A 25,101-nucleotide genomic window follows, 5' to 3' on the forward strand; every position below is an offset into this window, starting at 1 on the left:
CAGGGCCGCCGCGTGGCGGAGCCCCGGCGGGGGTGTGGAGCGCGCGCTCAGTAGAGTGCGGCTCGGTCCCCCGCTCAGCGCGCCTCCAGTTCGGAGGCCCCCGTCAGCCCTAGGAATCAGGCAGTGACCAGTGCATCCCCGGCAGCGCCGGCCGTGACCGTCGTCGGGATCGGGGCGGACGGCTGGGACGGGCTTCCCGGCACCTCGCGGGCGGCGCTCGGCGAGGCCGGCGTACTGATCGGCGGCCGGCGCCAGTTGGCGTTGCTGCCGCCCGAGTGCGAGGGGGAGCGGGTGACTTGGCCCTCGCCGCTGCGCCCCGCCGTGCCCGGCCTGATCGCGGCGCACGCCGGCCGCCGAGTCGCCGTCCTGGCCAGCGGCGACCCCTTCTTCTACGGGATCGGGAGGCTGCTGGCCGAGGAGCTCGGCCCCGGGCGGCTGAGAGTGCTGCCGCACCCTTCGTCCGTCTCGTACGCGTGCGCCCGGCTGGGCTGGCCGCTGGAGGACACGGAGGTCGTCACCCTCGTGGGGCGTCCCGCCGCCCGGCTCGCCGCCGTCCTGCACGAGGGACGGCGGCTCCTGGTGCTCAGCGCGGGCACGGAGACTCCCGGCGAGGTGGCCGAGCTGCTGCGGGAGCGCGGGTTCGGGCCGAGCCGCATGCGCGTGCTGGAACAGCTCGGAGGCGGGGGAGAACGCGTCACGCCGTCCGCGGCGGCGGACGAGTGGCCCGGCACGCCCGTCGACGCCCTGAACATCGTCGCCGTCGAGTGCCGCCGCACACCCGGCAAGCCGCGGCTCGGCGCCGCTCCCGGACTCCCGGACGAGGCGTACGAGCACGACGGGCAGCTCACCAAGCGGCACGTGCGCGCCGCCACGCTCTGCGCGCTGGCTCCCGCTCCCGGTGAGCTGCTGTGGGACGTCGGGTCCGGCTCCGGCTCGGTGGCCGTCGAGTGGATGCGCACGCACCCCTCGTGCGAGGCCGTGGCGGTGGAGCGTGACCCCGTACGCGCGGAACGCATCGTGCGCAACGCGGACCGCCTCGGCGTGCCCGGGCTGCGGGTGGTGACGGGCGCCGCACCGGAAGGCCTGGCTGGACTGCCCACCCCCGACGCGGTGTTCATCGGCGGCGGACTGACCGCGCCCGGCCTGCTGGAAGCCTGCTGGGACGGGCTCCGCTCCGGCGGGCGGCTCGTCGCCAACACCGTGACGCTGGAGTCGGAGGCCCTGCTCGTCCAGTGGCACAAGCGGCACGGCGGGGACCTCGTGCGGCTGTCCGTCGCACACGCCGCGCCAGTGGGCGGCTTCACCGGGTGGCGGCAGGCGATGCCGGTCACCCAGTGGGCTGTCGAGAAGCCCCCTGGCATCGCCGCTGACCCGACCTGACCTGATGCGACCCGCCATGACCTGCCCTGACCCGCTCGAAGAGACCACGCACACGCACACGACAGCACCGGGAGCAGACAAGTGACCGTGTACTTCATCGGCGCCGGACCCGGCGCCGCGGACCTGATCACGGTGCGCGGCGCCCGTACGCTCGCTGCCTGCCAGGTCTGCCTGTACGCCGGCAGCCTTGTGCCGCCCGAACTGCTCGCCGAATGCCCGCCGGACGCACACCTGGTGGACACCGCGCAGCTCAACCTGGACGAGATCACCAGCAACCTGGTCGGCGCCCACGAGGACGGACACGACGTGGCGAGGCTGCACTCCGGGGACCCGTCCGTCTTCAGCGCCGTCGCCGAACAGATGCGACGGCTCGACGCGGCGGACGTGCCCTACGAAATCGTTCCGGGAGTGCCGGCCTTCGCCGCGGCCGCCGCCTCCCTGAAGCGGGAGCTCACGGTCCCCACGGTGGGCCAGACCGTCATCCTGACCCGGGTCGCGAACCGTGCCACGGCGATGCCCGAGAAGGAGGACCTGGCAACCCTCGGCCGCAGCGGGGCGCTGATCGTCCTGCACCTGGCGGCCAGGTACGTCGACCGCGTCGTGGACGAGCTGCTGCCGCACTACGGCTCCGGCTGCCCGGCCGCCGTCGTCGCCTACGCCAGCCGCCCCGACGAGGTGGTGCTGCGCGGAACCCTCGGTGACATCGCGGAGAAGGTGCACGCGGAGGAAGTCGTACGCACCGCGGTCATCATGGTCGGACGGACGCTCGGCGCGGAGGAGTTCGGCGACAGCCACCTGTACTCCGCGGAGCGCGAGCGGCACGTCTGCTGAGCGGCCCCGCAGGCCGGCAGACCTCAGACCGGCCTGCTGCGGCCGACGACGGTTCCGGCGCGGTCGACGCAGATCACGTCCACCTCGACGGGCGCTCCGCGCAGCACGGACAGGGCCTGATCGCGGGCGGCACCCGCCACCAGATCCCCGAGCGGCACTCCTGCCGCCGCGCACGACTCCAGCGCCGCCAGTCCGGTGTTGGCGTGCGCGACCTCGCCGCACAGTGCCTCGTCGGCGCCGCCCTCCCGCGCGAGGCGGGCCAGGAAGGCCTTGTCGACCTGGGAGCGTCCCGAGTGCAGGTCCAGATGCCCCGCCGCGAGCTTCGAGAGCTTGGCGAAACCGCCGCAGAGCGTCAGCCGGTCCACCGGGTGGCGCCGCAGGTACTTCAGTACGGCCCCGGCGAAGTCGCCCATGTCGAGCAGGGCGTCCTCCGGCAGCCGGTACTCGGAGACGACGGTCTTCTCCGACGTGGAGCCGGTGCATCCGGCAACGTGGGTGCGCCCGGCAGCGCGTGCCACGTCCACTCCCCGCCGGATCGAGTCGATCCACGCGGAGCAGGAGTACGGCACCACGACGCCGGTCGTGCCGAGTATCGACAGCCCGCCCAGGATGCCCAGCCGCGGGTTCCAGGTGGAGCGGGCGATCTCCTCGCCGTGGTCCACGGACAGGGTCACTTCCACATCGCAGGCGGCTCCGTGCCTGTCCGAGACGAGCGCCAGGTGGTCGCGGATGAGCTGCCGCGGTACGGGGTTGATCGCGGGTTCCCCCACGGGCAGGGGCAGCCCGGGACGGGTGACCGTGCCGACGCCCGGGCCGGCCTTGAAGGTCACGCCCCGGCCGGGCGGCAGCCGCCGCACCGTGGCCCGCACCAGCGCCCCGTGCGTGACATCGGGGTCGTCCCCGGCGTCCTTCACGATCCCCGCCATGGCGTGCGCCCCGGTCAGCTCCTCCGCCGCCAGCGCGAACGACGGTGTGTGCCCCTTGGGCAGCGTGATCGTCACCGGGTCGGGGAAGTCGCCCGTCAGCAGGGCGGTCCAGGCTGCGGTGGCGGCGGCGGTCGCGCAGGCACCGGTCGTCCATCCCGGCCGCAGGCCCGTGTGCTTGAGTTGTGCACCGCGTCCACCCTTCGCCTCACTCATGATTGGACCCGGACTCCGTGCACGTGCTCCTCCTCGGGGGAACGACCGAGGCCCGACGCCTGGCCGAGTTGCTGGACGCCGGGTCGCCGGACCTGCGGGTGACGTCCTCGCTGGCCGGCAGGGTCGCCTCCCCCCGCAGTCTGCCGGGGCAGGTGCGCGTCGGCGGTTTCGGCGGCGTGGACGGGCTCGCACGGTGGCTGCGCCAGCACGACGTGGACGCACTCATCGACGCCACCCATCCCTTCGCCGAGACGATCAGTTTCAACGCGGCGCATGCCGCGGCCCTCACCCATACTCCGCTGCTGGCTCTGCGCCGACCGGGCTGGGTCCCCGTCGAGGGTGACGACTGGCGTCCTGCCGGTTCTCTGGAGGAAGCCGCGGCGCTGCTGCCGACGCTCGGCAGGCGGGTCTTTCTCACCACCGGACGCACCGGACTGGCCGCCTTCGCCGGCCTGGACGAGCTGTGGTTCCTCGTCCGCACGGTCGACCCGCCCGGGGCGCCTCACCCACGCAGCATGGAAGTGCTGCTGGAGCGCGGACCTTTCGAGCTCGCCCGTGAGCGCGAACTGCTGCGCCGCTTCCGCGTCGACGTCGTCGTCACCAAGGACAGCGGCGGAGCGGGCACCGAGCCGAAACTCGTCGCGGCCCGTGAGGCGGGTGTGCCGGTGGTGGTGGTGCGCAGGCCGCCGGTGCCCGAGGGAGTCCCCGTCGCGGCCGAACCCGCGCAGGCCCTCGCCTGGCTGGCCGGACATATCGACGTGCGTGTGCCGGAGGGCAGTTGAAACCCCGCGGTAGCCGCTGACGACCCGGTTCCGTCCGTGGTCCGCCCGGCGCTGCCTAAGCTTCCGCCGTGAACGACATCTCGCACCGCATACGCATCAGACCGGGCGGCCCCGCCGACGTGCCGGCCATCGTGGACATGCTCGACTCCGCGGTGGTCTGGATGAACTCGCGCGGAAACACCGAACAGTGGGGCACCGAACCGTGGTCGCGGAGGCCCGGCGGCGTGGACCGGATCGAGCGGTACACGACCGAGATGGCCCCGTACATCGCGGAGTCGGACGGCGCACCCGCCGGCGTGCTGGTGCTGCACTCCGGGCCCAGCCCGCAGATGCCGATCGCGCAGGCCGAGGAACCCGAGCGGTATGTGCGGCTGCTGGTCTCCCACCGGCGGTACGCCGGGCTGGGGATCGGAGCGGCGCTGCTGGACCGTGCCGCGGAGGAGGCCGGGCGGAGCGGCGTCGGACTGCTGCGGGTCGACTGCTGGGCGGGCGGCGGGGGCGAGTTGGTGGCGTTCTACGAGCGCAACGGCTTCACCCGCACCGACCCTTTCCGGTACGGGAGTTGGCCCGGGCAGGTGCTGGCCAGGCGGGTCACCGCCCGCGCGGAGCCGCCCGCCACTCCGTAGCGGTCACCGTTCGCGTCCGTAGCCGGTCACCGTTCGCGCTGAGCCCTGCCCGGCACTCACCGACCGGATCGCGGCGCGGCCCACACGGTCCGCCCCGCGCTCACCGGCCGGCTTCTCCCGGCGAATACCGGCGCGGGGTCCACACGACTTCCTGACCGTTGCCGCGCCGGACAGTCCGGCTCTGCGACGAGCCGACGAGGAGGATCGTCCGCATGCCGATCTCATCCGGCTCCAGATCGGCGAGCCGCACGGTCCGTACGGTCTCGCCGGGGCCGCCGACGTCCGTGGCCACGACGACGGGGGTGTCCGGCGCCCGGTGTTGCAGCAGCAGCTCCCGGGCCTTGCCCACCTGCCAAGTGCGGCTCTGTGAACCGGGGTTGTAGAGGGCGAGCACCAGGTCGGCGGCAGCGGCGGCGTGCAGGCGCTGGGCGATGACGTCCCACGGCTTGAGCCGGTCGGAGAGCGAGATGGTCGCGTAGTCGTGCCCGAGGGGCGCGCCCGCGCGGGCCGCCGCGGCGTTGGCGGCGGTGACGCCCGGCAGGACGCGCACCGGAATGTGCGTGTACCGGTCCTGCGACGCCGCTTCCAGCACCGCGGTGGCCATCGCGAACACCCCCGGGTCGCCTCCGGAGACGACGGCCACGCGTCGGCCGCGTGCCGCCAACTCCAGTGCGAACTCGGCGCGTTCGGACTCCACGCGGTTGCCCGAGCTGTGGCGGTTCTGACCGGGACGCAGGGGGACGCGGTCGAGGTAGGTCGTGTAGCCGATGAGGTCGTCGGCCGTGGCCAGAGCACCTCGCGTCTCCGGGGTCAGCCACAGTGGGCCTGCCGGGCCGGTGCCCACGACGACGACCTCGCCCGGCTGCCGCTCCGGCGCCCCTTCCCGCTCCCGCTCCCGTTCCTGTTCCCGTTCCTGTGCCCGCTCCCGTTCCTGTGCCCGCTCCCGTTCCTGTGCCCGCTCTCCGTCCGGCGTCTTCGCGCCCGCCCGGCTCGGCAGCACCGCCACCGAGAAGTACGGCACCGAGCCGGCTTCGACGTCGGCCAGCCTCCCGGTGCGCTCCCCGGGCATGGTCGCCCGCTCCACGTACCGTGCCTCGGCCAGACGTCCCGAACTCTCCAGCGCCTGACGGGTCTTGGTGAAGGTACGGCCGAGCTTCATCACGACCGCCGGGTCGGCCGAGGCCATGCGTGCCGTGAGTTCCTCCTCCGGCAGGGTGCCGGGCAGGATCGTCAGCACCTCCTCGCCCTCGGCCAGCGGGGTACCCAGCCGGGCCGACGCGGCGCTGACGGAGGTCACGCCCGGGACGACCTCGGTGGGGTAGCGATCGGCGAGCCGCTTGTGCATGTGCATGTACGAGCCGTAGAAGAGCGGGTCGCCTTCCGCGAGCACCGCGACCGTCCGTCCCGCGTCGAGGTGTGCGGCCAGACGGCCCGACGCCTCGGCGTAGAACTCCTCCAACGCCCCCCGGTAGCCCCCGGGGTGATCGGTTCCCTCGGTGGTCACCGGGTAGACGAGGGCCTCTTCGACGTGGTCGTCCCGGATGTGGCGGGCGGCGATCGACCGGGCGATGGACCTTCCGTGCCGGGCGCTGTGGTAGGCGATCACGTCGGCCTCGGCGATGACTTCGACGGCCCGTACGGTCATCAGCGACGGATCGCCCGGGCCGAGCCCGACACCGTAGAGCCTGCCGGCGGTCTGCGTGGTCTCGGTCACTCTTCTTCGCTCGCAATCGCGTTGAGCGCCGCGGCGGCGATGGCGCTGCCTCCGCGCCGCCCGCGCACGACCAGGTGTTCAAGACGGGACGGGTGGCAGACGAGTGCGTCCTTCGACTCGGCGGCGCCGACGAAGCCGACGGGGACGCCGATGACGGCGGCCGGCCGGGGGGCGCCCTCCTCGATCATCTCCAGGAGCCGGAAGAGTGCCGTGGGCGCGTTGCCGAAGGCCACGACCGCTCCTCCCATGCGGTCGCGCCACAGTTCGAGGGCGGCTGCGGTGCGGGTGGTGCCCGTCTTCGCGGCGAGTCCCGGCACGGACGGGTCGGAGAGGGTGCACACCACCTCGTTGTCCGCGGGGAGCCGTTTGCGGGTGACGCCGCTGGCGACCATGGCGGTGTCGCAGAGGACGGGCGCTCCCGCCCTCAGGGCTTCGCGGCCCCGGGCCACGACCTCGGGGGTGTGGACGATGTCACGTACGAGATCGACCATGCCGCAGGCGTGGATCATTCGGACGGCGACCTGGCTGACGTCCGGCGGCAGTCCTGCGAGGTCCGCCTCGGCCCGGATGGTGGCGAAGGACTGCCGGTAGATGGCGGCGCCGTCCTTCTCGTAGTCGAACACTGTGCTCTCACTCATCACTTGACGGGGTCGGGGCTTCACTTCACGGGGTCCGGTCTTCGGGACTGCTCGTACGCGCTGCCGCGACGTCGGCGGCGACTGCGGCCCGGCTGGTCGTGGTCGCGGAACGGGTGCGGCCGTCGAGGACGACCGACACCCGGTAGCCCTCCGGGACCGCCACCGCCTCCACGCGGTCGCCGCGCGGGTGGCCGCACCGGCGCTCGCAGCCGGACCAGTACACGGGCAGAGGCCCGGGGCCCGTGAGCGTCGCGGCGTCGGAGCGCACGTCGGTCAGCGACTTCGCGCATCCGGGCCGGCCGATGCAGGAGCCCACCCCGGCGCGGGGCGAGGCGGGGTCGGTGATCAGACCGGCGGAGGCGAGGGAGCGCATGTGCTCCCCGGCCTCACCCGCGGGGACGCCGGGCAGGACGAGGCCACGCCAAGGTGTCAGCCGCAGCTCCCGGTACGCGGTGCCCGCGGCGAGGCTGACGAGCGTCCGCCACTGGGCGGCTTCGATGCGGCCCATCGGGGCGAGCACCGACAGCGCCACGTCGCCGTGCGGCCCGTGGACCGCACCGGGCGGTGGGGGGCCGGACGTGCGCGGTCCGGGCGGTTCCGGCGACGTGGTGGCGGCGATGCCGCTCCCGTCGAGACGGCGGAGGACCGCGTCCGTCAACTCGCGGCCGCCGTCAGGTAGTTCGCCGATCCGCCAGGCCCGCCCGGCCCTCGCGGCCGGGGTCTGAAGAAACGCTTCGGCTGCGAGGAGCGCCGCCAGCGGCGCAGCAGACGACGGGACTTGGACGGCGGGCGAGTGCCCGGGACCGGCCCGCAGCCATGCCGCGCCGTTCTCACCGGCGGTCAGCGTGACGTCCGCTTTGAGGTCCGTCATGTCCCCGCGGCCGTCGTCGAGAGCGAAGAGGAACCGTCCGGACAGAGCGTGAGCGGATTCACTCGCGCACAGCATTCCGTCCAAGGCGCGCAGCCACGCCCGTACATCGCCGTGCCCGTGGCCGTCGAGACCGGCCAGCGGCGACGCGACGACGTTGCGCACCCGCTCGTGGAGGTGCGAGGGAAGCAGACCGGCCGCACCGAGGAGCCGGGCCAACTCCCCTCCGCAGCCCGCCTCCAGCGCCCGCAGCTGGACATTGCCGCGGGAGGTGAGATGCAGGTCCCCGTCACCGAACCGCCGCGCGGCGGCCGCAAGCGCCTCGGCCTGCGGGACGGAGAGAATCCCGCCGGGCACGCGCACCCGGGCGAGTGCCCCGTCGTCCGCCTCGTGCAGGCGCAAAGCACCTGGGCAGGCGTCGCCGCGGTCCCGAATCGGCTTCGTGTCCTGGGCAAATGACCGGACCGGGGCGCTGCACATGGCGGCGAGCATACCCACCGCCGTACCGGGCCGTATGTCCCGCATTCCGAGTGTGACCCTTACTATGCCTTGAGGTGGGCCCGCAGGTCCGCCGCCGCCAAAGACGGCGACATGGGAGGAAGCCCGGTGCGAATCCGGCGCGGTCCCGCCACTGTGAGCCCGGCCACCACGGCCGGGTGAGCCAGGAACTCCCGCCGTCCGACACCACCCGGGGCGCGGACACCCCGAGGAAGGCCAGACGCCGCGTGATTCTTCTGCTGTCGACCTCCGACACCGATCTGCTCAGTGCCCGCGCCTCGGACGGGCCCGTGTCCTACCGGTTCGCCAATCCGTCCCGGCTGCCGCTCGACGAACTGCCCGCTCTGCTCGACGGCGTGGACCTCGTCGTCGTACGGCTCCTGGGCGGCATCCGGGCCTGGGAGGACGGACTCGGCCAACTCCTCGGCGACGGGCGCCCGGTTGTCGTTCTCACCGGTGAACAGGCGCCCGACGCACAGCTGATGGCCTCCTCCACCGTCCCCGTGGGCATCGCCGCCGAGGCCCACGCATATCTGGCTCACGGCGGGCCCGCCAACCTCGAACAGCTCGCCCGCTTCCTCTCCGACACCGTGCTCCTGACCGGTCACGGCTTCGAGTCCCCTTCTCCCGCCCCCAGTTGGGGACCGCTCGTCAAGGAGGCGAAGACCGCCGAGGGCACGGACGGCGCGGACGGCCCCACCGTCGCCGTGCTCTACTACCGCGCCCACCACATGAGCGGCAACACCGGCTTCGTGCAGGCCTTCTGCGACGCCGTCGAAGAGGCCGGCGGCCGTCCGCTGCCGCTGTACGTGGCCTCGCTCCGCGCGCCCGAGCCGGAACTGATCGACGAACTCCGCGCCGCGGACGTCATCGTCACCACCGTGCTGGCGGCGGGCGGCACCCGGCCCGCGGAGGCCTCCGCCGGTGAGGACGACGAGTCGTGGGACGCGGGAGCCCTCACCGGCCTGGACGTGCCGATCCTCCAGGCCCTGTGCCTGACGGGCTCACGGGCGGCCTGGGAGGACAACGACGAGGGCGTCTCCCCGATGGACGCCGCGAGCCAGATAGCGGTGCCCGAGTTCGACGGGCGGCTCATCACCGTGCCGTTCTCCTTCAAGGAGGTCGACGAGGACGGGCTGCCCTCCTACGTCGCCGATCCCGAACGCGCCGCCAGGGCCGCGGGAATCGCCGTACGTCACGCGCGCCTGCGCCGAACACCCGCCGCCCGCAAGCGACTTGCGTTGGTGCTGTCCGCCTACCCCACCAAGCACTCCAGGATCGGCAACGCCGTCGGACTGGACACGCCCGCGAGCGCGGTGGCCCTGCTTCGCCGCCTCCGCGACGAGGGCTACGACCTCGGCCCGGACGAGGACATCCCCGGCCTCGTCTCCGGCGACGGCGACGAACTGATCCGGGCCCTCATCGAAGCCGGCGGGCACGACCAGGAGTGGCTCACCGAGGAGCAACTGGCCCGCAACCCCGTGCGCATCCCGGCCGCCGACTACCGGCGCTGGTACGCCACTCTCCCCGAGGAGCTGCGCACGTCCGTCGAGGAGCACTGGGGCCCGCCGCCCGGCGAGATGTTCGTCGACCGCAGCCGCAACCCCGAGGGCGACATCGTCCTCGCCGCGCTGCGACGGGGGAATCTCCTCATCCTCATCCAGCCGCCCCGCGGCTTCGGGGAGAACCCGATCGCGATCTACCACGACCCCGACCTGCCGCCCTCGCACCACTACCTGGCGGCCTACCGCTGGATCGCCGCGTCCGAGGAGGACGGGGGCTTCGGCGCAGACGCGATGATCCACCTCGGCAAGCACGGCAACCTGGAGTGGCTGCCCGGCAAGAACGCCGGGCTGTCCGCGGCCTGCGCACCGGACGCCGCGCTCGGCGACCTGCCCCTGATCTACCCGTTCCTCGTCAACGACCCCGGCGAGGGGACCCAGGCCAAGCGCCGCGTCCACGCCACGCTCGTCGACCATCTCGTACCGCCCATGGCGCGCGCCGACTCCTACGGCGACATCGCACGCCTGGAGCAACTCCTCGACGAATACGCGCAGATCGCTTCGATGGACCCCCCGAAGCTCCCCGCCATCCGCGCACAGATCTGGACCCTCATCCAGGCCGCCCGGCTCGACCACGACCTCGGCCTCGAAGAGCGCCCCGACGACGACGGCTTCGACGACTTCCTCCTCCACGTCGACGGATGGCTGTGCGAGGTCAAGGACGCCCAGATCCGCGACGGCCTGCACGTGCTGGGCCAGGCACCCACCGGAAGCGTCCGCGTCGACCTGGTTCTCGCCATCCTTCGCGCACGCCAGATCTGGGGCGGCTCGGCGACACTGCCCGGTCTGCGGGAGGCGCTCGGCCTCGACGAGTCGGCCGCGACCCGCACCACCGCCGACGAGGCGGAGGAGACCGCGCGGGCGCTGGTCCAGGCGTTGGAGGACGCCGGCTGGGACCCGGCCGCCATACCCTCCGGCCACGGCGAACAGGTCTCGCAGATCCTCTCGTTCGCGGCCCGGGAGGTCGTGCCGCGCCTGGCCGCCACCACCGCCGAACTCGACAACGCCGTCCACGCCCTCGCCGGCGGCTTCGTCCCCGCGGGCCCGTCCGGTTCGCCGCTGCGGGGTCTCGTCAACGTCCTGCCGACAGGCCGCAACTTCTACTCCGTGGACCCCAAGGCGGTTCCGTCGCGTCTGGCATGGGAGACCGGCCAGGCCCTCGCCGACTCGCTGCTGACGCGCTACCGCGACGACAACGGCCGCTGGCCCGCCTCCGTGGGACTCTCCCTGTGGGGCACGAGCGCGATGCGCACCGCCGGTGACGACATCGCCGAGGCGCTGGCCCTGCTGGGCGTCCGTCCCGTCTGGGACGACGCCTCCCGCCGCGTCACCGGCCTGGAACCGGTACCTCTCGACGAGCTGAACCGTCCCCGCATCGACGTCACCCTCCGCATCTCTGGCTTCTTCCGGGACGCCTTCCCGCACGCCGTCGGCCTGCTCGACGACGCGGTGCGCCTGGCCGCCTCGCTCGACGAACCGCACGAGCACAACCACGTACGTGCCCACGCCCAGGAGGAGTTGGCCGTCCACGGCGACGAACGGCGCGCCACCACCCGCATCTTCGGCTCCCGCCCAGGTACGTACGGAGCCGGACTGCTCCAGCTGATCGACTCCCGCGACTGGCGCACCGACGCCGACCTCGCGGAGGTCTACACGGTGTGGGGCGGCTACGCCTACGGGCGGGACCTCGACGGACGTCCCGCCCGCGCGGAGATGGAGACCGCCTACCGGCGCATCGCCGTGGCCGCCAAGAACACCGACACCCGCGAACACGACATCGCCGACTCCGACGACTACTTCCAGTACCACGGCGGAATGGTCGCCACGGTACGGGCGTTGCGCGGCACCGCACCCGAGGCCTACATCGGCGACTCGACCCGTCCCGAGACGGTGCGCACCCGAAGCCTCCTCGAAGAGACCTCGCGCGTCTTCCGCTCCCGCGTGGTCAACCCCAAGTGGATCGAGGCGATGCGACGCCACGGCTACAAGGGGGCCTTCGAACTCGCCGCCACCGTCGACTATCTCTTCGGCTACGACGCCACCACCGACGTCGTAGCCGACTGGATGTACGACAAGCTCACCGAGACCTATGTGCTGGACCCGGTAAACCGCGAATTCCTCGAACAGGCCAACCCCTGGGCGCTGCACGGCATCGCGGAACGCCTGCTGGAAGCCCAGTCACGCGGCATGTGGGCCAAGCCCGACCCCAAGATGCTCCAAGCGCTGCGCGAGGTCTACCTGGAGGCGGAAGGGAACCTGGAGAGCGACGAGTGAGCCTGCCGTGCGGACGGCCGGAGGGCACGCCGCGAGGGCGGTTCAGTGAACGGAGCCGTCAGTCGGGCCACTCCGGGCGGCGCTTCTCCAGGAAGGCCGCCATGCCCTCACGGGCACCGGGGAGCTGCGACGCCGCGGCCATCACCTCGAGTGCCACCTGGTAGGCGTCGGCCTCCGGCCGGTCGAGCTGGGCGTACAGGGTCTGCTTGCCGAGCGCCTTGCCCGCCCGGCTGCCGCGGGTCGCCCGCGCCAGCAACTCCGCGACGGCGTCGTCGAGTTCGGCGTCGGGCACGACCCGGTTCACCAGGCCCCACCGCTCGGCGGTGGCCGCGTCGACGGCGTCGCCCGTCAGGGCCATCTCCATCAGGCGCTTCCTGCCGATGGAGCGCGCCACCGGCACGGCCGGCGTGTGGCAGAACCAGCCGCCCTTCCCTCCGGGCAGCGCGAAACCGGCGGACTCCGCGGCCACCGCCAAGTCGCAGGAGGCGACGAGCTGGCAGCCGGCGGCGGTGGCCAGCCCGTGCACGCGGGCGACGACCACCTGCGGCACCGACTGGATCGTCCTCATCAACTCGGTGCACAGCTGGAGCAGTTCGCGCACGCCCGGCAGGTCCCTGGACGCGACGTCGCCGAAGTCGTGGCCCGCGGAGAAGACCGGGCCGTCCGCGGCCAGCACGATTCCGGTCGCGTCGCTCTCGCCGGTCCCGGCGAACGCGTCCCGCAGCTCGGCGAGGTGTTCCGCCGTCAGTGAGTTCCGGCGCGCCGCGCGGTTCATCGTGATGGTCACGGTGTCGCCGTCGCGCTTGACCAGGATGTGTTCGTAGTCCGCCACGGGCCCACCGTAACCCGCGGTTCCCCCGCAGCGGCCGGTCCGCGACCGGGTTCCGGCGGCCGTGAGCGGCGTTCCTCCCGCGGCGCCCGCCGGAACGCGACGGGTCACTCGGCGGGCGCGGCGTCCCGGCCGGGGGCGGTCCTGCGGCCGGGGGCGGTCTTGCGGTCGTTGCCGGTCTTGCGGTCGTGGATGTAGAGCTGCCGCCGGTCGCCGACGTCGAGGCGCTGCGGCATGGGCAGTTCGTAGTGGACGGGCCTGTAGTGGTCGGTGAGCTGCCGCTCGGGGTTGTAGACGGTGTTGAAGCGCCACAGCATGCGGGCGAAGTTGGTCTGTCCGCGCAGCAGGTTGGCGCCGAGCACCCGCAGCGCGCCGAACGCGGTGCGCAGGCCGAGGTGTTTGCGGTTGATGACGGCCTGTGTGCGGACGAGTTCGCGGTAGAAGACGTCGAGCGGCAGGGTCGTCGGCACGACGGCGTGCTGGATGTCGAACAGCCGGTAGTCGCGCGTGGTCAGCCGCCGCGACTCGGTGTGCCACACCTCGGTGCCGGGGTACGGGGTCATGACCGTGAGGTGCACGATCTCGGGCACCGACATCGCGAACTCCCGGACGACACGGAAGCGTTCCTCGTCCCATGCGGGGTCGACGATCAGATTGATGGCGACGTTGATGCCCATCTTCCTGGCCAGTTCGAGGGCCTTGAAGTTGTCGTCGGGGGTGACGCGCTTGCGGTACAGGTCGAGCCCTTCGGCGTCGATCGCCTCCATCCCGAGGAACATGTACTGCAGCCCCAGCCGCGTCCACCGCTCGAAGATCTCCGGGTGGCGCAGCAGGACGTCGGCGCGGGTCTCCAGGTAGTAGCGCTTGCGGATGCGGCGGCGCTCGATCTCGGCGGCGATGGCGTCACCGTGCTCGGGGCGGATGAAGGCCACGTCGTCGACGATGAAGACGCTGCTCTCACGGATGCTCGCCATCTCCTCGCCGGCCGCCTCGGGGGAGGCCTTGCGGTAGCTGCGTCCGTAGAAGGTCCATGCCGAGCAGAACGAGCAGTCCCAGGGGCATCCCCGCGTGAACTCGATCGACGCGCACGGGTCGAGTTCGCCGATGAAGTAGCGGCGGCGGTGTGCGAGCAGGTCGCGGGCCGGGCGGGGGGTGTCGATGCTGTGCAGCATCTTCGGTCCGGGGCCGCGGCCCTCGGATGTGACGATGCCGGGGACGCCGTCGACGCCGCCCTGTGCCAGCCCTTCAAGGAGCGGAGCGACGGCGGGTTCGCCCTCGCCGCGGATGACCGAGTCGACGGCGCCCTCCGCCTGCTCGAGCACTTCCTCGGCGACGAAGGACACGCTGTGCCCGCCGAAGAAGACGTGGGCGGCGGGCACGATCTGCTTGGCGCGGTGTGCGAGATCGATCGCCTCGGGGACGTTCGCGAGGTAGTTGAGCGAGAAGCCGATCGCCTGGGGTTCGAACTCGGCCATCGCCCGCTCCAGGTCGGAATGCCTGGAGACCTGGAGGTCGATCACGCGTACGTCGTGCCCGGCTTCCCGGGCCGCGCCCGCGACGCGCTCCAGGCCGAGGGGTTCGAGCCGAAGGAAGATCTCCGAGTACATGAGGGCACTGGGATGGACGAGGAGCAGACGCACCGTTGCCTCCGGGAGTCGCGGGCCGCTTCCGTCCACCCGTTGTCCGGGAGGGGCGGCGTCAAACGGTGCACGAACCGGCGTCCCCCGTTCGGCGGGCCGGGCCGGGGGTTCACCATCCGGGCCGCGGGGCCCAGGGGGAGCGGGCCGCCCGGGCCGTACGTACTCGAACCGTCCCCTGTGCAGGTGCGGGCGGGTCCGTCATCATGGGCGGCTGGCCACGATCACCGGGAACCTTTGATGACAACGTGCCAGGAACGCCAGGATCCGCCCGAGACGCACCACCTCACCGGGCCCCCGCGGGCCTTGTCGGTCGCGACGTTCGTGAGCAGCTTCGACCGGTTTGTGATCAGTCCCATGCTGGTGCTGATCGCCCACGGACTGGGGGTGCCGCTCGCGACGGCGGTCGTCACGGCCAGCGGCTACTTCCTGGCGTACGGCCTGTCGCAGCCCGTGTGGGGGCTGCTCTCCGACCGCTTCGGGCGCGTGCGGATCATGCGCGCGACGCTGCTGGCCGCGGCGCTGGCCGGGGTGGTCTCCGCCGTGGCGCCGGGCATGGGCGTACTCGCGGCGGCGCGCATCGCGGCCGGGGCGTTCTTCGGCGCGGTCGTGCCGACGTCCCTCACGTACGTGGGTGACACCGTGAGCACGGCGTGGCGCCAGCGCGCGTTGTCGGACCTGATGGCGGCGATGGCCCTCGGCACCGCGCTGGCCACGGCCTTCGGCGGTGTGCTGGGCCATCTGCTGCACTGGCGCGCGGTGTTCGCGACCTCCGCCGCGTGCGCGCTGCTGTGCTCCCTCGCCCTGCGGAAGCTGCGGGAGCCGTCGCGCGCACCGGTCACCGGGGTGGGCGAGCCGCTGCGTGCGGTGCTGCGCAACGGCTGGGCCCTGCTGGTGTTCGGGCTGGCGTTCGTCGAGGGCGCAGTGCTGCTCGGCACGATGACCCTGCTCGCCGCGGCGCTGCAGGCGAACGGCGTGAGCGCGGCAGTCGCAGGGCCGGCCACGGCGGCGTTCGGCATCGGCGTGCTGGTGTTCTCGCGCCTGGTGAAGGCCCTGTCCGGACGGACACCGGTGTGGGCGCTGATGGCCGTGGGCGGTGCGCAGATATGCCTCGGCTACGGCCTGGTCGCCGCCCGCATCGATCTGCCCTCCGTCGTGATCACGGCCCTGCTGCTCGGTGGCGGATGGTCGTTCATGCACTCGTCGCTGCAGACCTGGGCCACTTCGGTCGTGCCGGAGGCGCGGGGCACGGCCGTCGCCTTCTTCGCGGCGTCGTTGTTCATCGGCAGCTCGGTCGCGGTGACCGCCGCCGGGCCCCTGGCACAGAACGGCCGGTACGCGCTGCTGTTCGGCATCGCCTGCGTGACGGCGGTGCCGTTGACCGTGACGGCAGTGCTGTGCCGCCGCCGGCGGTCGGGGGCCTGACGGCGTTCCGGCGGCGGGTCCTGCCGCCGGTCCTGGCGGAAGGGGGCCGGAGCCGGCTTCGGGTATCGGGCCCGGCCCCGTGGGCGGATGCCCGGCCTGCTTCGATGGGTGACGTGAACACTCAGCACGCGGGCACCACGTTCGTCGTCGAGCCGCTGACGGAGGCACACGCCGAGGAGGTCCTGGCGATCTACCAGGCGGGCATCGACGAGGGGAACGCGACCTTCGAGACGGCCGCGCCCACCTGGAAGGCCTTCGACGCCGCAAAGCTTCCCGGGCACCGGTTCGTGGCCGTGGAGCGGGGCGCCGGTGTCGCACGGACCGGGACCGGCAGCACAGTCGTCGGTGACGACGGGACCGGCACTGGCGGCAGCGCTGCCGGCGACAGTCGCGGCAGCACCGACGTCAGCTCTGCTGACACCGGCCCCCGCACAGGCGCTGACGCCGGCCCCCGCACCAGCGCTGACGCCGGCCCTGACACAGGCGCTGACGCCGGCCCCCGCACCAGCGCTGACGCCGGCCCTGACACTCGCAACGACCGTGGCAGGGTGCTGGGCTGGATCGCGGTCGCTCCCGTCTCGGCCCGTGCCGTCTACGCGGGCGTGGTCGAGCACTCGGTCTACGTGCACCCGCGGGCGCGCGGCCGGGGAGTGGCCCGGGTCCTGCTCGACTCGCTGATCGCCTCGACCGAGGCCGCAGGGATCTGGACCGTCCAGGCGGGGATCTTCCCGGAGAACACGGCGAGCATCGCGCTGCACCTGCGCGCCGGGTTCCGCGTCGTCGGCACCAGCGAACGCCTGGCCCGCCACCACGGCGTCTGGCGCGACGTCCGGCTTCTCGAACGGCGCAGCCCCGTCGTCGACTGATCCCGCTCGGGCGTCCGCGCCCGGGCAGCCGCGGCCGGGGTCAGAGAGCCCGTGCCTCGATGGTCATGCCCGTCGCGCGGAGGCGGCCGACGAGAGCGTCGCCGAGGGCTGTCGCCGGTGTGAGCACCCCGCCGTCGACTTCCGGCAGGGCGTCACGGTCCAGGACGAGCGCGAGCGCGGACTCGCCGAGCATGACTGCGGTGGCCTGGTAGCCGGGGTCGCCCTGTGCCTTGAACCGGGCGGCGTAGCGGGCCCCCGTCGTGGTGACGGCGAAGGTGTCCAGGGTGAAGTGGCCCTTCTCGCGGGTGCTCGCACTCGGCCCCTCGCCCGGGTCGGGCAGGACCTTGTCCAGCAGGCGACGCGTGGGCGGCAGCGTCAGCCCGGCGACGAGGCCGCCCACGACTCCGGTCACCGCCGCCGCGACGAGCGGGGAGAGCAGTGGCGGGCCGAGGCGCATCGCCTCGCGGTAGCGGAAGCGCGAGCCGTAGGCATGACCGCGCAGCGCCGCGCTGCGGCGGACGATCCGGGTGTTGAAGGGCGCCATGAAGAAGGGCGCGAGGACTCCGCGCAGCGGAGTTCCGGCCTTGGACGCGCGGGCCGTGAACAGATCGCTCTGGCGGCCCAGTTCGGGCTCTGAGGCGCGGTCGGGACTGAGGGTGTACGGATCGGCGGCGAGCCGGCGGGCCTTGCGGTCCTTCTTCATGAGGTCGATCTGCCGGCGCACCGAATCGATGGTCCCGCCGCTGACGCCGCCGCTGACCGCGGTGAGGACGGCGGTGGTGTCGGTGAGTTCGCCGCCGCCGTCGGCACCGGCCTTCTGGTGGAGGAGGTGCACGTTGATGTCGGACGGGATCGAGTCGAAGCCGCATGCATGGACGATGCGGGCGCCGGTCGAGGTGGCCGTCCCGTGGTGGGCGTCGATGCTTTCCCGTACGAAGAGCGCCTCACCGCACAGGTCGACGTAGTCGGTGCCGGCCTGTGCGCATACGCCGACCAGGTCGCGGCCGTACTTCGCGTACGGGCCGACGGTGGTGACGACCACATGTGACGCACCGGCCATCTTCTCCAGTGCCGGGCGGTCGGCGGCGTCGGCGACGAACAGGGGCCAGTCGCGGGCGCGTTCGCCCAGCTCCTTCCGTACGGCGGTGAGTTTCTCCTCGCTGCGTCCTGCCAGGGCGATCCGGGTCCCCTCGGGGGCGGCCTCGGCCAGGTGGCGTGCGACGAGCGCGCCGACGAAGCCGGTCGCACCGTAGACGGTGATGTCGACGTCGCGTGCGCCGCGCTGGGGGCTGGTGCCGGTCATGGTCGTGTCCTTCCGTGCCGGGCGGTGGTCGAGCGCCGGTACAGGCTCGAGCGTGCCGTTGCGCAGGTCCGGTGCGCAGTCCGGTGAGCGGCCGGTACCGCCGCTTCCGGGCCGGCCGGTGCGGACGGTGCGCCTGCCGCCAGTCCATCTTCCGCGCGTGCGGAACCGTGGGTACCTCGTCCGTATCCGGGCCCCGCGGTGCGGACTTGCTCGCTTGCCAACGTATCCGGCCCGCGGTCCGGCCGCGTCACCGGCATTGCCCGCCCCGGCGGCCGGAAGGGCCCACGCCGGGACGGGTCATGCGCCCGCGCCCGCCCCGGCTCAGTGCCTGCCGACCGGCCTCTGTGCTGTCGCGCCGTCCGCCGCGGGCGCCGCAACGGCAGGGGAGGAGCTTGTTCCGCGGAGCGTGAGCGCGACGAGGGCGGAGGCGCCGCACCCGGCAGCGAGATAGGCCGCGACCCAGTACCAGTTGCCGCCGCCGAACGCGACGAGCGCCGTCGCGATGAACGGCGTGAAGCCTCCACCCACCGCACTGGCCACCTGATAGCCCACCCCGGCGCCGCTGTAGCGGTACTCGGCGCCGAACAGCTCGGTGAACAGCGGCTGTTGGACGCTGACGATCATGTCGTGGGAGACGTTGACGAGCAGGACGGAGGTGACTGCCAGGAGTACCGCGGACCCGGACTCCATCGACAGGAAGTACGGAACGGCACCCAGCACCCCGATGACGGCGCCGGTCATGAAGACCGGTTTGCGTCCGTACCGGTCGGAGAGCCACGCGAACGCGGGGATCGTCACGATGCCGACGGCGCCGACGAGCAGCCCGATGTTCAGCATCAGGCCCGAGTCGAAGCCGTGCTCGTCGGTGGCGTACGAGAGCGCGAAGGTCGTGACGACGTACATCGTCACCAGTTCACCGAGACGCATGCCGATGATCTGGAAGAAGGCACCCGGGTGCCTGCGCAGCGCCGTCACCACGGGGAGCTTCGTGCGCTTGTGTCCCTGCCGCGCCTCGACCTCCTCCTGGAAGACCTCGCTCTCGGGGACACCTGCCCGTATCCACAGGGCGAGCACGACGAGCAGCGCGCTGATGAGGAACGGGACACGCCAGCCCCATTCCTGGAAGTCCCGCTCCCCGAGGGCGTTCTCCATCAGTGCCACCGCGCCGGTCGCAAGGATCAGGCCCACCGAGTACCCGACCTGCACGCCGGAGCTGTAGAGGGCCTTGAGCCTGGACGGGGCGGACTCGACCGCCATGAGTGCGGCTCCGCCCCACTCGCCCCCGACGGCAAAGCCCTGGAGCGCGCGCAGGATCACCAGGAGCAGCGGCGCCCACCAGCCGATGCTGCCGTAGGTCGGCAGCACTCCGATGAGCGCGGTGGAGACCCCCATCAGCAGGACCGTCCACACCAGCATCCGCTTGCGTCCGAGCTTGTCCCCGAAGTGCCCGAAGACGAGCCCGCCCAGCGGGCGGCACACGAATCCGATGCCGAACGTGGCGAAGGCGGCGAGCGTGCCGGCGAGTGGGCTGACGCCGGGGAAGAAGGCCTTGTTGAAGACGATCGCGGCGACGATGCCGTAGAGGAGGAAGTCGTACCACTCCACGACGGCCCCGATGGAGCTGCCGACCGCGGCACGCGTCTGCTTGCGGGGCGTTGAGTGCTCTGATGTGAATGACATTGCCAACCTCTGTGCGCTCTGTGCACAAGTGTGCGTGACTTGCACGGCATCGTGTACTCGCCGACTTGCCCGGGTCAAGGGTCTGTTCCGGGTGGATGTGCGGCAGGCGAGGTTCCGTGCGGCTTTCCTCTGAGTGAATCCCCTGTCCTCTGCAGTGCTTCCGGCTTCCGGGCCCCGGCTGCACGCCTTCGTGTCGCTGTCACTGTCGATTCCGCTACGCTGTCGCCATGCGTACGTTAGTGCGTATAGCGCACAGACTTTGAGAGGTGTCGACCCACATGAAGGCAGCAGCACTGACCGCGCCCGGCCGCGTCGAGACGGTCGACCTCCCCACTCCCGGCCACGGGCCGTACGACGTACTCGTTCGCATGACGGCCGTCGGCCTGTGCGGCACCGACCTCGCCGTGGTCCGGGGCGCACGCCCGGCGCCGCGACTGCCATGGGTGCTGGGGCACGAGGGCATCGGGGAGATCGCGGCGGTGGGCAGTGCCGTCCGGCACCTCTCCGAGGGCGAGACGGTGGCCATCGAGCCGAACTACTGCTGCGGGCGGTGCGCGCAGTGCGCCGGCGGATTCACCTCGGGGTGCGCGAAGCGGGTGGCCGTCGGGCTGGACACGCCGGGAGTTCTCGCCGAATACGTGAGCGTGCCGGCCGAGTTCGTGCACGCGGCGGGGAACGCCGGCACGCGAGACCTCGTCTGCGCCGAACCGCTCGCCGTGGCACGCACGGCCGTACGCCGTTCGGGAGTGCGCGAGGGTGAGGCATGCCTGGTCGTCGGGGCGGGATCCCAGGGGCTCCTGGTGTGCCTGTGTCTCGCTGCCTCCGGGATCACCCCGTACGTGCACGAGCCGCACCAGGGACGCCGTGCTCTGGCTGCCTCGCTCGGTGCCGTGCCGGTGGAGTCCGCGGGGGACGGAACGGGCGCGGAGGCCGAGCCCGCCGACCACGTCTTCGAGACCGCCGGAGTGCCGGAGGCGGCGGCCTGGGCGCTGCGGCACGCAGCTCCCGGCGGAACGGTGACCTTCATAGGGATGAGCGGCGCACCGCTGGAGTTGACTTCGCACGAACTGGTCCGGCGGCAACTCTCACTGAGGGGATCGCTGATCTACGACCATCCACGGGACTTCGCGGAGACCGTAGCCCTGATCGAGAAGGGCACGCTCGCTCCCCACCGCGTACTGCGGGCCGGGTTCGGCCTGACGGACGCCGCCGCGGCGTTCGACGCCGTGAGTTCGACGCCGGGCAAGTGCTGGATCAGCCTCGACGGCAGGGACCGTGCGGAATGACGGTCGATGCGCCCGGCGAACTGCGTGAGCGCCCCTGAACCGTCCGGCATGCGCGACCGCTCCGGGGGCCCTGGCTCCGACGGTCCTCGGCGGGCGCGTCCGGTGCGTCGGGGCGTTGCGCGGTCAGCGCGTGATCCCGCTGACCAGGTCGGCTTCGATGAGCCGGACGGTGCGCAGGATCGCCGGGACGTAGTCGCGTTCGACCAGTTCCGGCGTCGTACGCCCCGCGTGCACCGAGACGTTCGCGGCGGCGACCACCTGCCCCGCGCGGTCGCGCACGGGTGCGGCCGCGCCCCGCAGTCCTTCCTCCAGCTCCGAGTCGACGAGCGCCCAGCCCTGCTTGCGCACTTTGTCGATCTCCTCGCGCAGGGTCCGCGGACTTCGGATCGTGTGGTCGGTCTTCTTCTCCAGCTTCAGCCGCCCGAAGCGCTCGTCCAGTTCGGCGTCCGGGAGCCCTGCCAGCAGCACCCGGCCCATCGACGTCGTGTAGATGTCGAAGCGCGTGCCGATGCCGATCTTCACCGCCATCAGGCGGGTGCTCTGCACGAGCGCGATGTAGACGATCTCCTCGCCGTCCAGGACCGCGAGGGCCGCCGTCTCGTTGAGCTCGCGGGCCAGCGACTGAAGATGCGGCTGGGCGATCTCGGGCAGCGACATGCTGGAGAGGTAGGCGTAGCCCAACTCAAGGGTGCGCGGGGTGAGTTCGAAGGAGCGTCCGTCGCTGGTGACGTAGCCGAGGTCGGCGAGGGTGAGAAGGAGCCGGCGGGCCGTCGCCCGGTCGAGTCCGGTCTCGCGCGCGACTTCCGTGAGTGTCTGCGAGCGGCGCTCCGCGGTGAACGAGCGCATCACCGACAGGGCCCGTGCGACGGACTGCACGAAGTGGGGACCGTACTCCTCGCGTCCCTTCGTCACCGTTTCCGACAAGCCTCACTACCTCCCGTACGGGGCCGACCTGCTGTGCCGCGCCGCTGTGCGCATTACGCACAGGCTACCGCGCCGGGCCCGCCGGAGGCCAAGCGGACCGGATCCGGCCGGGAGGGGTCCGAAGTCCTGCGCCGCGCCCGCCTTGCTGCCCACCGATTGACGTCCCCGGGGACGCACTCCTACTGTGCGCCATGTGCATTTCAGTGCGGCATACGAACATCCCTGCTCGACCCGGGAGCCGAGCCACACACCGGCACCGCACGCAGCCGGCACCGAGGAGTCTCAATGATTGAGTCAAGCCGCGTGCGTGACCGGCGGGGTGGGGGTGAAGACTCGGTTGTCGCGCAGGAGTGCCCACAGGACGCTGGCGCGTCGGCGGGCCAGGGCGATGACGGCCTGGACGTGTTTGCAGCCCTCGCTGCGTTTCTTGAGGTAGAAGTCCCGGTTCGGCCCTTCGCGCATCATGCTCGACTGCGCGGAGAGGTAGAAGATCCGTCGCAGGCGGCGGTTGTAGCGCTTGGGGCGGTGGAGGTTGCCGGTGCGGCGGCCGGAATCGCGGGGGACGGCCACTCCTTGGCAGCCACTGAAGGCAAGCACACATCAGCCACATCCGGCCCTCCCGGGCCGCCCAACAACTCACGGAGCACGCATGAAGCCGTCCAGGTCCTCTTCGCCCGCCACATCGCCCGTCGCAACCTCCGTCACATCGCCCGTCGCACCGGAGTGGCCGTCACCGTCGCCACGACCTCACGCCCGCAAGGGGATCGCGACCGTGTGCCTCTCCGGCATGCTGGAGGACAAGCTGCGGGCGGCGGCCGCGGCGGGCTTCGAGGGCGTCGAGATCTTCGAGAACGACCTCGTCGTCTCGGCGATGTCACCGGAGAGCGTCGGCGCCCTCTGCGCGGACCTCGGGCTGACCGTCGATCTCTACCAGCCCTTCCGCGACTTCGAGGCCGTGCCGGACGCCCTGCACTCCGCCAACCTCCGCCGCGCTGAACGGAAGTTCGACCTGATGGAGCGGCTGGGCGCGGACACGGTGCTCGTGTGCTCCACGCTCTCGCCGCACGCCACGGACGACGACGGCCTCGCCGCCGCACAACTGCGCGCGCTGGCCGACCGCGCCGCGGCGCGCGGGATGCGCGTCGCCTACGAGGCCCTGGCCTGGGGCCGCTTCGTCAACAGCTGGGAACACTCCTGGCAGATCGTTCGCCGGGCGGACCACCCGAACCTCGGGCTGTGCCTGGACAGCTTCCACGTGCTCTCCCGCGATCCCGCACCGGTGGGCATCGACACCGTCGACGCGGACAAGCTCTTCTTCCTCCAGCTCGCCGACGCCCCGCGTCTCGACATGGATGTACTGCAGTGGAGCAGGCACCACCGCCTCTTCCCCGGCCAGGGCTCCTTCGACCTGCCGGGCTTCGTCGCCCAGGTGCTCGCCGCCGGGTACGAGGGGCCGTTGTCGCTGGAGGTGTTCAACGACGTCTTCCGGCAGACCGACCCCGGGCCCGCCGCCGTCGACGGGATGCGGTCGCTGGTCGCGCTCGAAGAGGCCGTCGCCGGGAGCCGGTACGAGCCCTCGGACGGCCGGACTCGGCGACGGACCGGCCTCGCCGCGCCGCCCTCCGCGCCCGGACTCCTCGGGCACGCCTTCGTCGAACTGGCCGTGGACGACCGGTCCGCTCCGCAGGTCTCCGGCGCGCTGGCCGCGCTGGGCTTCGTCCACACCGGGCGCCACCGCTCCAAGCCCGTCGACCTGTGGCAGCAGGGCGGCAGCAACGTCGTACTCAACAGGCAGGAAAGCGCCGGGGGTCCGGACGGAACGGGAGCGGCCGGGGCCGGGCCCGTTGCCGGTACCGGAGCGGCCGGTACCGGAGCGGCCGGTACCGGAGCGGCCGGGGCAGCCGGAGACCCGCCCGGCAGGGCAGAGCTCGTGGCCCTCGCGGTCGAGAGCCGCGACCCGGAGCAGTCCGCACGCCGGGCCGAGGCCCTCCTCGCCACACCCCTGCCCCGCAGGCGCGGCCCCGAGGAGGCCGAACTCACCGCGGTCGCCGCCCCGGACGGCACCCAGCTGTTCTTCTGCCCCGGCGGGGAGGCGGCCGGCCCGGACTGGCGGGCGGACTTCGCCCCCACCGGCCTCGCCCCGACCGGCCTCGCCCCCACCGACCCGGAGCAGGACCGTCCCGCCGCAGAGGACTTCGCCGGACCCGGAACCCTCGGACGCATCGACCACGTCGCGCTGGCACAGCCGAACGACCAGTTCACCGGTTCGATGACCTTCTACCAGTCCGTACTCGACCTGCGGGAGCGGGACTCCGCCGAGTACGGGGCACCCTTCGGCCTGGTCCGCAGCCGCACCGTCGGCAACGCGTCCGGCGAGGTGCGGATAGCCATGCACGGCGCACTGCTGCGCCGCGGAGGCTGGGCGCCTTCGGTGCCGGACCCGGAACACGTCGCGTTCACGACCGACGACGTCTTCGCCGCCGCACGGAACGCCCGCGACCGGGGCCTGGAGATCCTGCCCGTCACCGGCAACTACTACGACGACCTGGACGCCCGCTACGCGCCGGACCCCGTGCTGCTGCGCGACATGCGGGAGCTGAACATCCTCTACGACCGGGACGAGCACGGGGAGTTCTTCCACTTCTGCACCGGCATCCTCGGCTCGCGCGTCTTCTTCGAAGTGGTGCAGCGGGTGGGTGGCTACCGCGGTGACGGCGCCGCCAACGCGCCCGTACGGATGGCGGCGCACCGGCAGGCACGCAACCCGGCGGAGTGACCGCGCCCCAGGTCCTCCGGTCCGCTTGCAGCAAGGTGGCACTTCCGCACAGGCCGAAGCGGG

17 protein-coding genes, 3 pseudogenes and 1 riboswitch are annotated in these 25,101 nt (G+C 72.4%); of the genes and pseudogenes, 10 read left to right on the plus strand and 10 right to left on the minus strand.

Going from position 1 to position 25,101, the window contains the following annotated elements:
• Positions 1–123 precede the first annotated feature (123 nt).
• Both cbiE and cobM read left to right on the plus strand, forming a co-directional pair.
• Positions 124–1,380, plus strand: a complete 1,257-nt coding sequence (cbiE, locus tag EV375_RS20930; RefSeq protein WP_130300835.1) for a precorrin-6y C5,15-methyltransferase (decarboxylating) subunit CbiE — start codon at positions 124–126, stop codon at positions 1,378–1,380.
• Between the two features lie 81 nt (positions 1,381–1,461).
• Positions 1,462–2,211, plus strand: a complete 750-nt coding sequence (gene cobM, locus EV375_RS20935; RefSeq protein ID WP_130300837.1) for a precorrin-4 C(11)-methyltransferase — start codon at positions 1,462–1,464, stop codon at positions 2,209–2,211.
• A gap of 23 nt (positions 2,212–2,234) precedes the next feature.
• Here cobM and EV375_RS20940 read toward each other — a convergent pair whose 3' ends face one another.
• Positions 2,235–3,350, minus strand: coding sequence for a cobalt-precorrin-5B (C(1))-methyltransferase (locus tag EV375_RS20940; protein WP_130300839.1), 1,116 nt, complete (start codon positions 3,348–3,350; stop codon positions 2,235–2,237).
• Between the two features lie 17 nt (positions 3,351–3,367).
• On the opposite strand from EV375_RS20940, the gene EV375_RS20945 reads away from it, so the two are divergent.
• On the plus strand, positions 3,368–4,132 hold the full coding sequence (locus tag EV375_RS20945; RefSeq protein WP_130300841.1) for a cobalt-precorrin-6A reductase: 765 nt from the start codon (positions 3,368–3,370) through the stop codon (positions 4,130–4,132).
• Between the two features lie 68 nt (positions 4,133–4,200).
• Positions 4,201–4,758 (plus strand): GNAT family N-acetyltransferase, encoded by a 558-nt coding sequence (locus EV375_RS20950; protein ID WP_130300843.1) that lies wholly within the window; start codon positions 4,201–4,203, stop codon positions 4,756–4,758.
• A gap of 100 nt (positions 4,759–4,858) precedes the next feature.
• On the opposite strand, the gene cobJ is transcribed toward EV375_RS20950, so the two are convergent.
• The 3 genes from cobJ to cobG all read right to left on the minus strand — a co-directional run bounded on the left by cobJ (position 4,859) and on the right by cobG (position 8,458).
• Complete coding sequence (gene cobJ / locus EV375_RS20955) at positions 4,859–6,403, minus strand: precorrin-3B C(17)-methyltransferase (protein WP_486588763.1); 1,545 nt, start codon at positions 6,401–6,403, stop codon at positions 4,859–4,861.
• 65 nt (positions 6,404–6,468) lie between these two features.
• The gene (locus tag EV375_RS20960) at positions 6,469–7,095 is read right to left on the minus strand and encodes a precorrin-8X methylmutase (protein ID WP_207228396.1); all 627 of its coding nucleotides are present in this window, start codon (positions 7,093–7,095) and stop codon (positions 6,469–6,471) included.
• A 40-nt stretch (positions 7,096–7,135) separates the two neighbouring features.
• Positions 7,136–8,458, minus strand: coding sequence for a precorrin-3B synthase (cobG, locus tag EV375_RS20965; protein WP_486588614.1), 1,323 nt, complete (start codon positions 8,456–8,458; stop codon positions 7,136–7,138).
• Between the two features lie 115 nt (positions 8,459–8,573).
• Positions 8,574–8,649: riboswitch (cobalamin riboswitch) on the plus strand.
• Positions 8,650–8,703: 54 nt separating this feature from the next.
• Between cobG and cobN the strand changes: the two genes are divergently transcribed.
• Positions 8,704–12,312, plus strand: coding sequence for a cobaltochelatase subunit CobN (gene cobN / locus EV375_RS20970; protein ID WP_130302007.1), 3,609 nt, complete (start codon positions 8,704–8,706; stop codon positions 12,310–12,312).
• Positions 12,313–12,370: 58 nt separating this feature from the next.
• Here cobN and EV375_RS20975 read toward each other — a convergent pair whose 3' ends face one another.
• Together EV375_RS20975 and hpnR are read right to left on the minus strand one after the other, a co-directional pair.
• Positions 12,371–13,144 carry an enoyl-CoA hydratase-related protein gene (locus tag EV375_RS20975; protein WP_165434786.1) on the minus strand — a complete coding sequence of 258 codons (774 nt, stop codon included), beginning with the start codon at positions 13,142–13,144 and terminating at the stop codon, positions 12,371–12,373.
• A gap of 104 nt (positions 13,145–13,248) precedes the next feature.
• Positions 13,249–14,781, minus strand: a complete 1,533-nt coding sequence (hpnR, locus tag EV375_RS20980) for a hopanoid C-3 methylase HpnR (RefSeq protein ID WP_130300849.1) — start codon at positions 14,779–14,781, stop codon at positions 13,249–13,251.
• Positions 14,782–15,018: 237 nt separating this feature from the next.
• Here hpnR and EV375_RS20985 point away from each other — a divergent pair, with 237 nt between their 5' ends.
• From EV375_RS20985 to EV375_RS29840, 3 genes and pseudogenes are all read left to right on the plus strand, one after another.
• Entirely contained in the window at positions 15,019–16,203 is a 1,185-nt protein-coding gene (locus EV375_RS20985) for an MFS transporter (RefSeq protein ID WP_130300851.1), read from the plus strand.
• Between the two features lie 104 nt (positions 16,204–16,307).
• Positions 16,308–16,502, plus strand: a pseudogene (locus tag EV375_RS29835) (GNAT family N-acetyltransferase); the annotation flags it as partial.
• Positions 16,503–16,739: 237 nt separating this feature from the next.
• Positions 16,740–17,069 (plus strand): annotated as a pseudogene (locus EV375_RS29840) (GNAT family N-acetyltransferase); the annotation flags it as partial.
• A gap of 40 nt (positions 17,070–17,109) precedes the next feature.
• Here the strand turns inward: EV375_RS29840 and EV375_RS20995 are convergent.
• A complete protein-coding gene (locus EV375_RS20995; RefSeq protein ID WP_130300855.1) occupies positions 17,110–18,372 on the minus strand; it encodes a saccharopine dehydrogenase NADP-binding domain-containing protein in 1,263 nt (420 codons plus the stop codon).
• Positions 18,373–18,693: 321 nt separating this feature from the next.
• The gene (gene shiA / locus EV375_RS21000; RefSeq protein WP_130300857.1) at positions 18,694–20,052 is read right to left on the minus strand and encodes a shikimate transporter; all 1,359 of its coding nucleotides are present in this window, start codon (positions 20,050–20,052) and stop codon (positions 18,694–18,696) included.
• Between the two features lie 278 nt (positions 20,053–20,330).
• Here shiA and EV375_RS21005 point away from each other — a divergent pair, with 278 nt between their 5' ends.
• Entirely contained in the window at positions 20,331–21,338 is a 1,008-nt protein-coding gene (locus EV375_RS21005; protein WP_130300859.1) for an alcohol dehydrogenase catalytic domain-containing protein, read from the plus strand.
• Positions 21,339–21,461: 123 nt separating this feature from the next.
• Here the strand turns inward: EV375_RS21005 and EV375_RS21010 are convergent, their stop codons facing one another.
• Positions 21,462–22,262, minus strand: coding sequence for an IclR family transcriptional regulator (locus EV375_RS21010; protein ID WP_486588615.1), 801 nt, complete (start codon positions 22,260–22,262; stop codon positions 21,462–21,464).
• Positions 22,263–22,556: 294 nt separating this feature from the next.
• Positions 22,557–22,832: pseudogene (locus tag EV375_RS21015) on the minus strand (transposase); the annotation flags it as partial.
• Between the two features lie 202 nt (positions 22,833–23,034).
• Between EV375_RS21015 and EV375_RS21025 the strand changes: the two are divergent.
• Positions 23,035–25,038 (plus strand): TIM barrel protein, encoded by a 2,004-nt coding sequence (locus EV375_RS21025; protein WP_486588616.1) that lies wholly within the window; start codon positions 23,035–23,037, stop codon positions 25,036–25,038.
• Positions 25,039–25,101 lie beyond the last annotated feature (63 nt).

The sequence above is a fragment of the Streptomyces sp. CNZ301 genome (genome assembly GCF_004217425.1).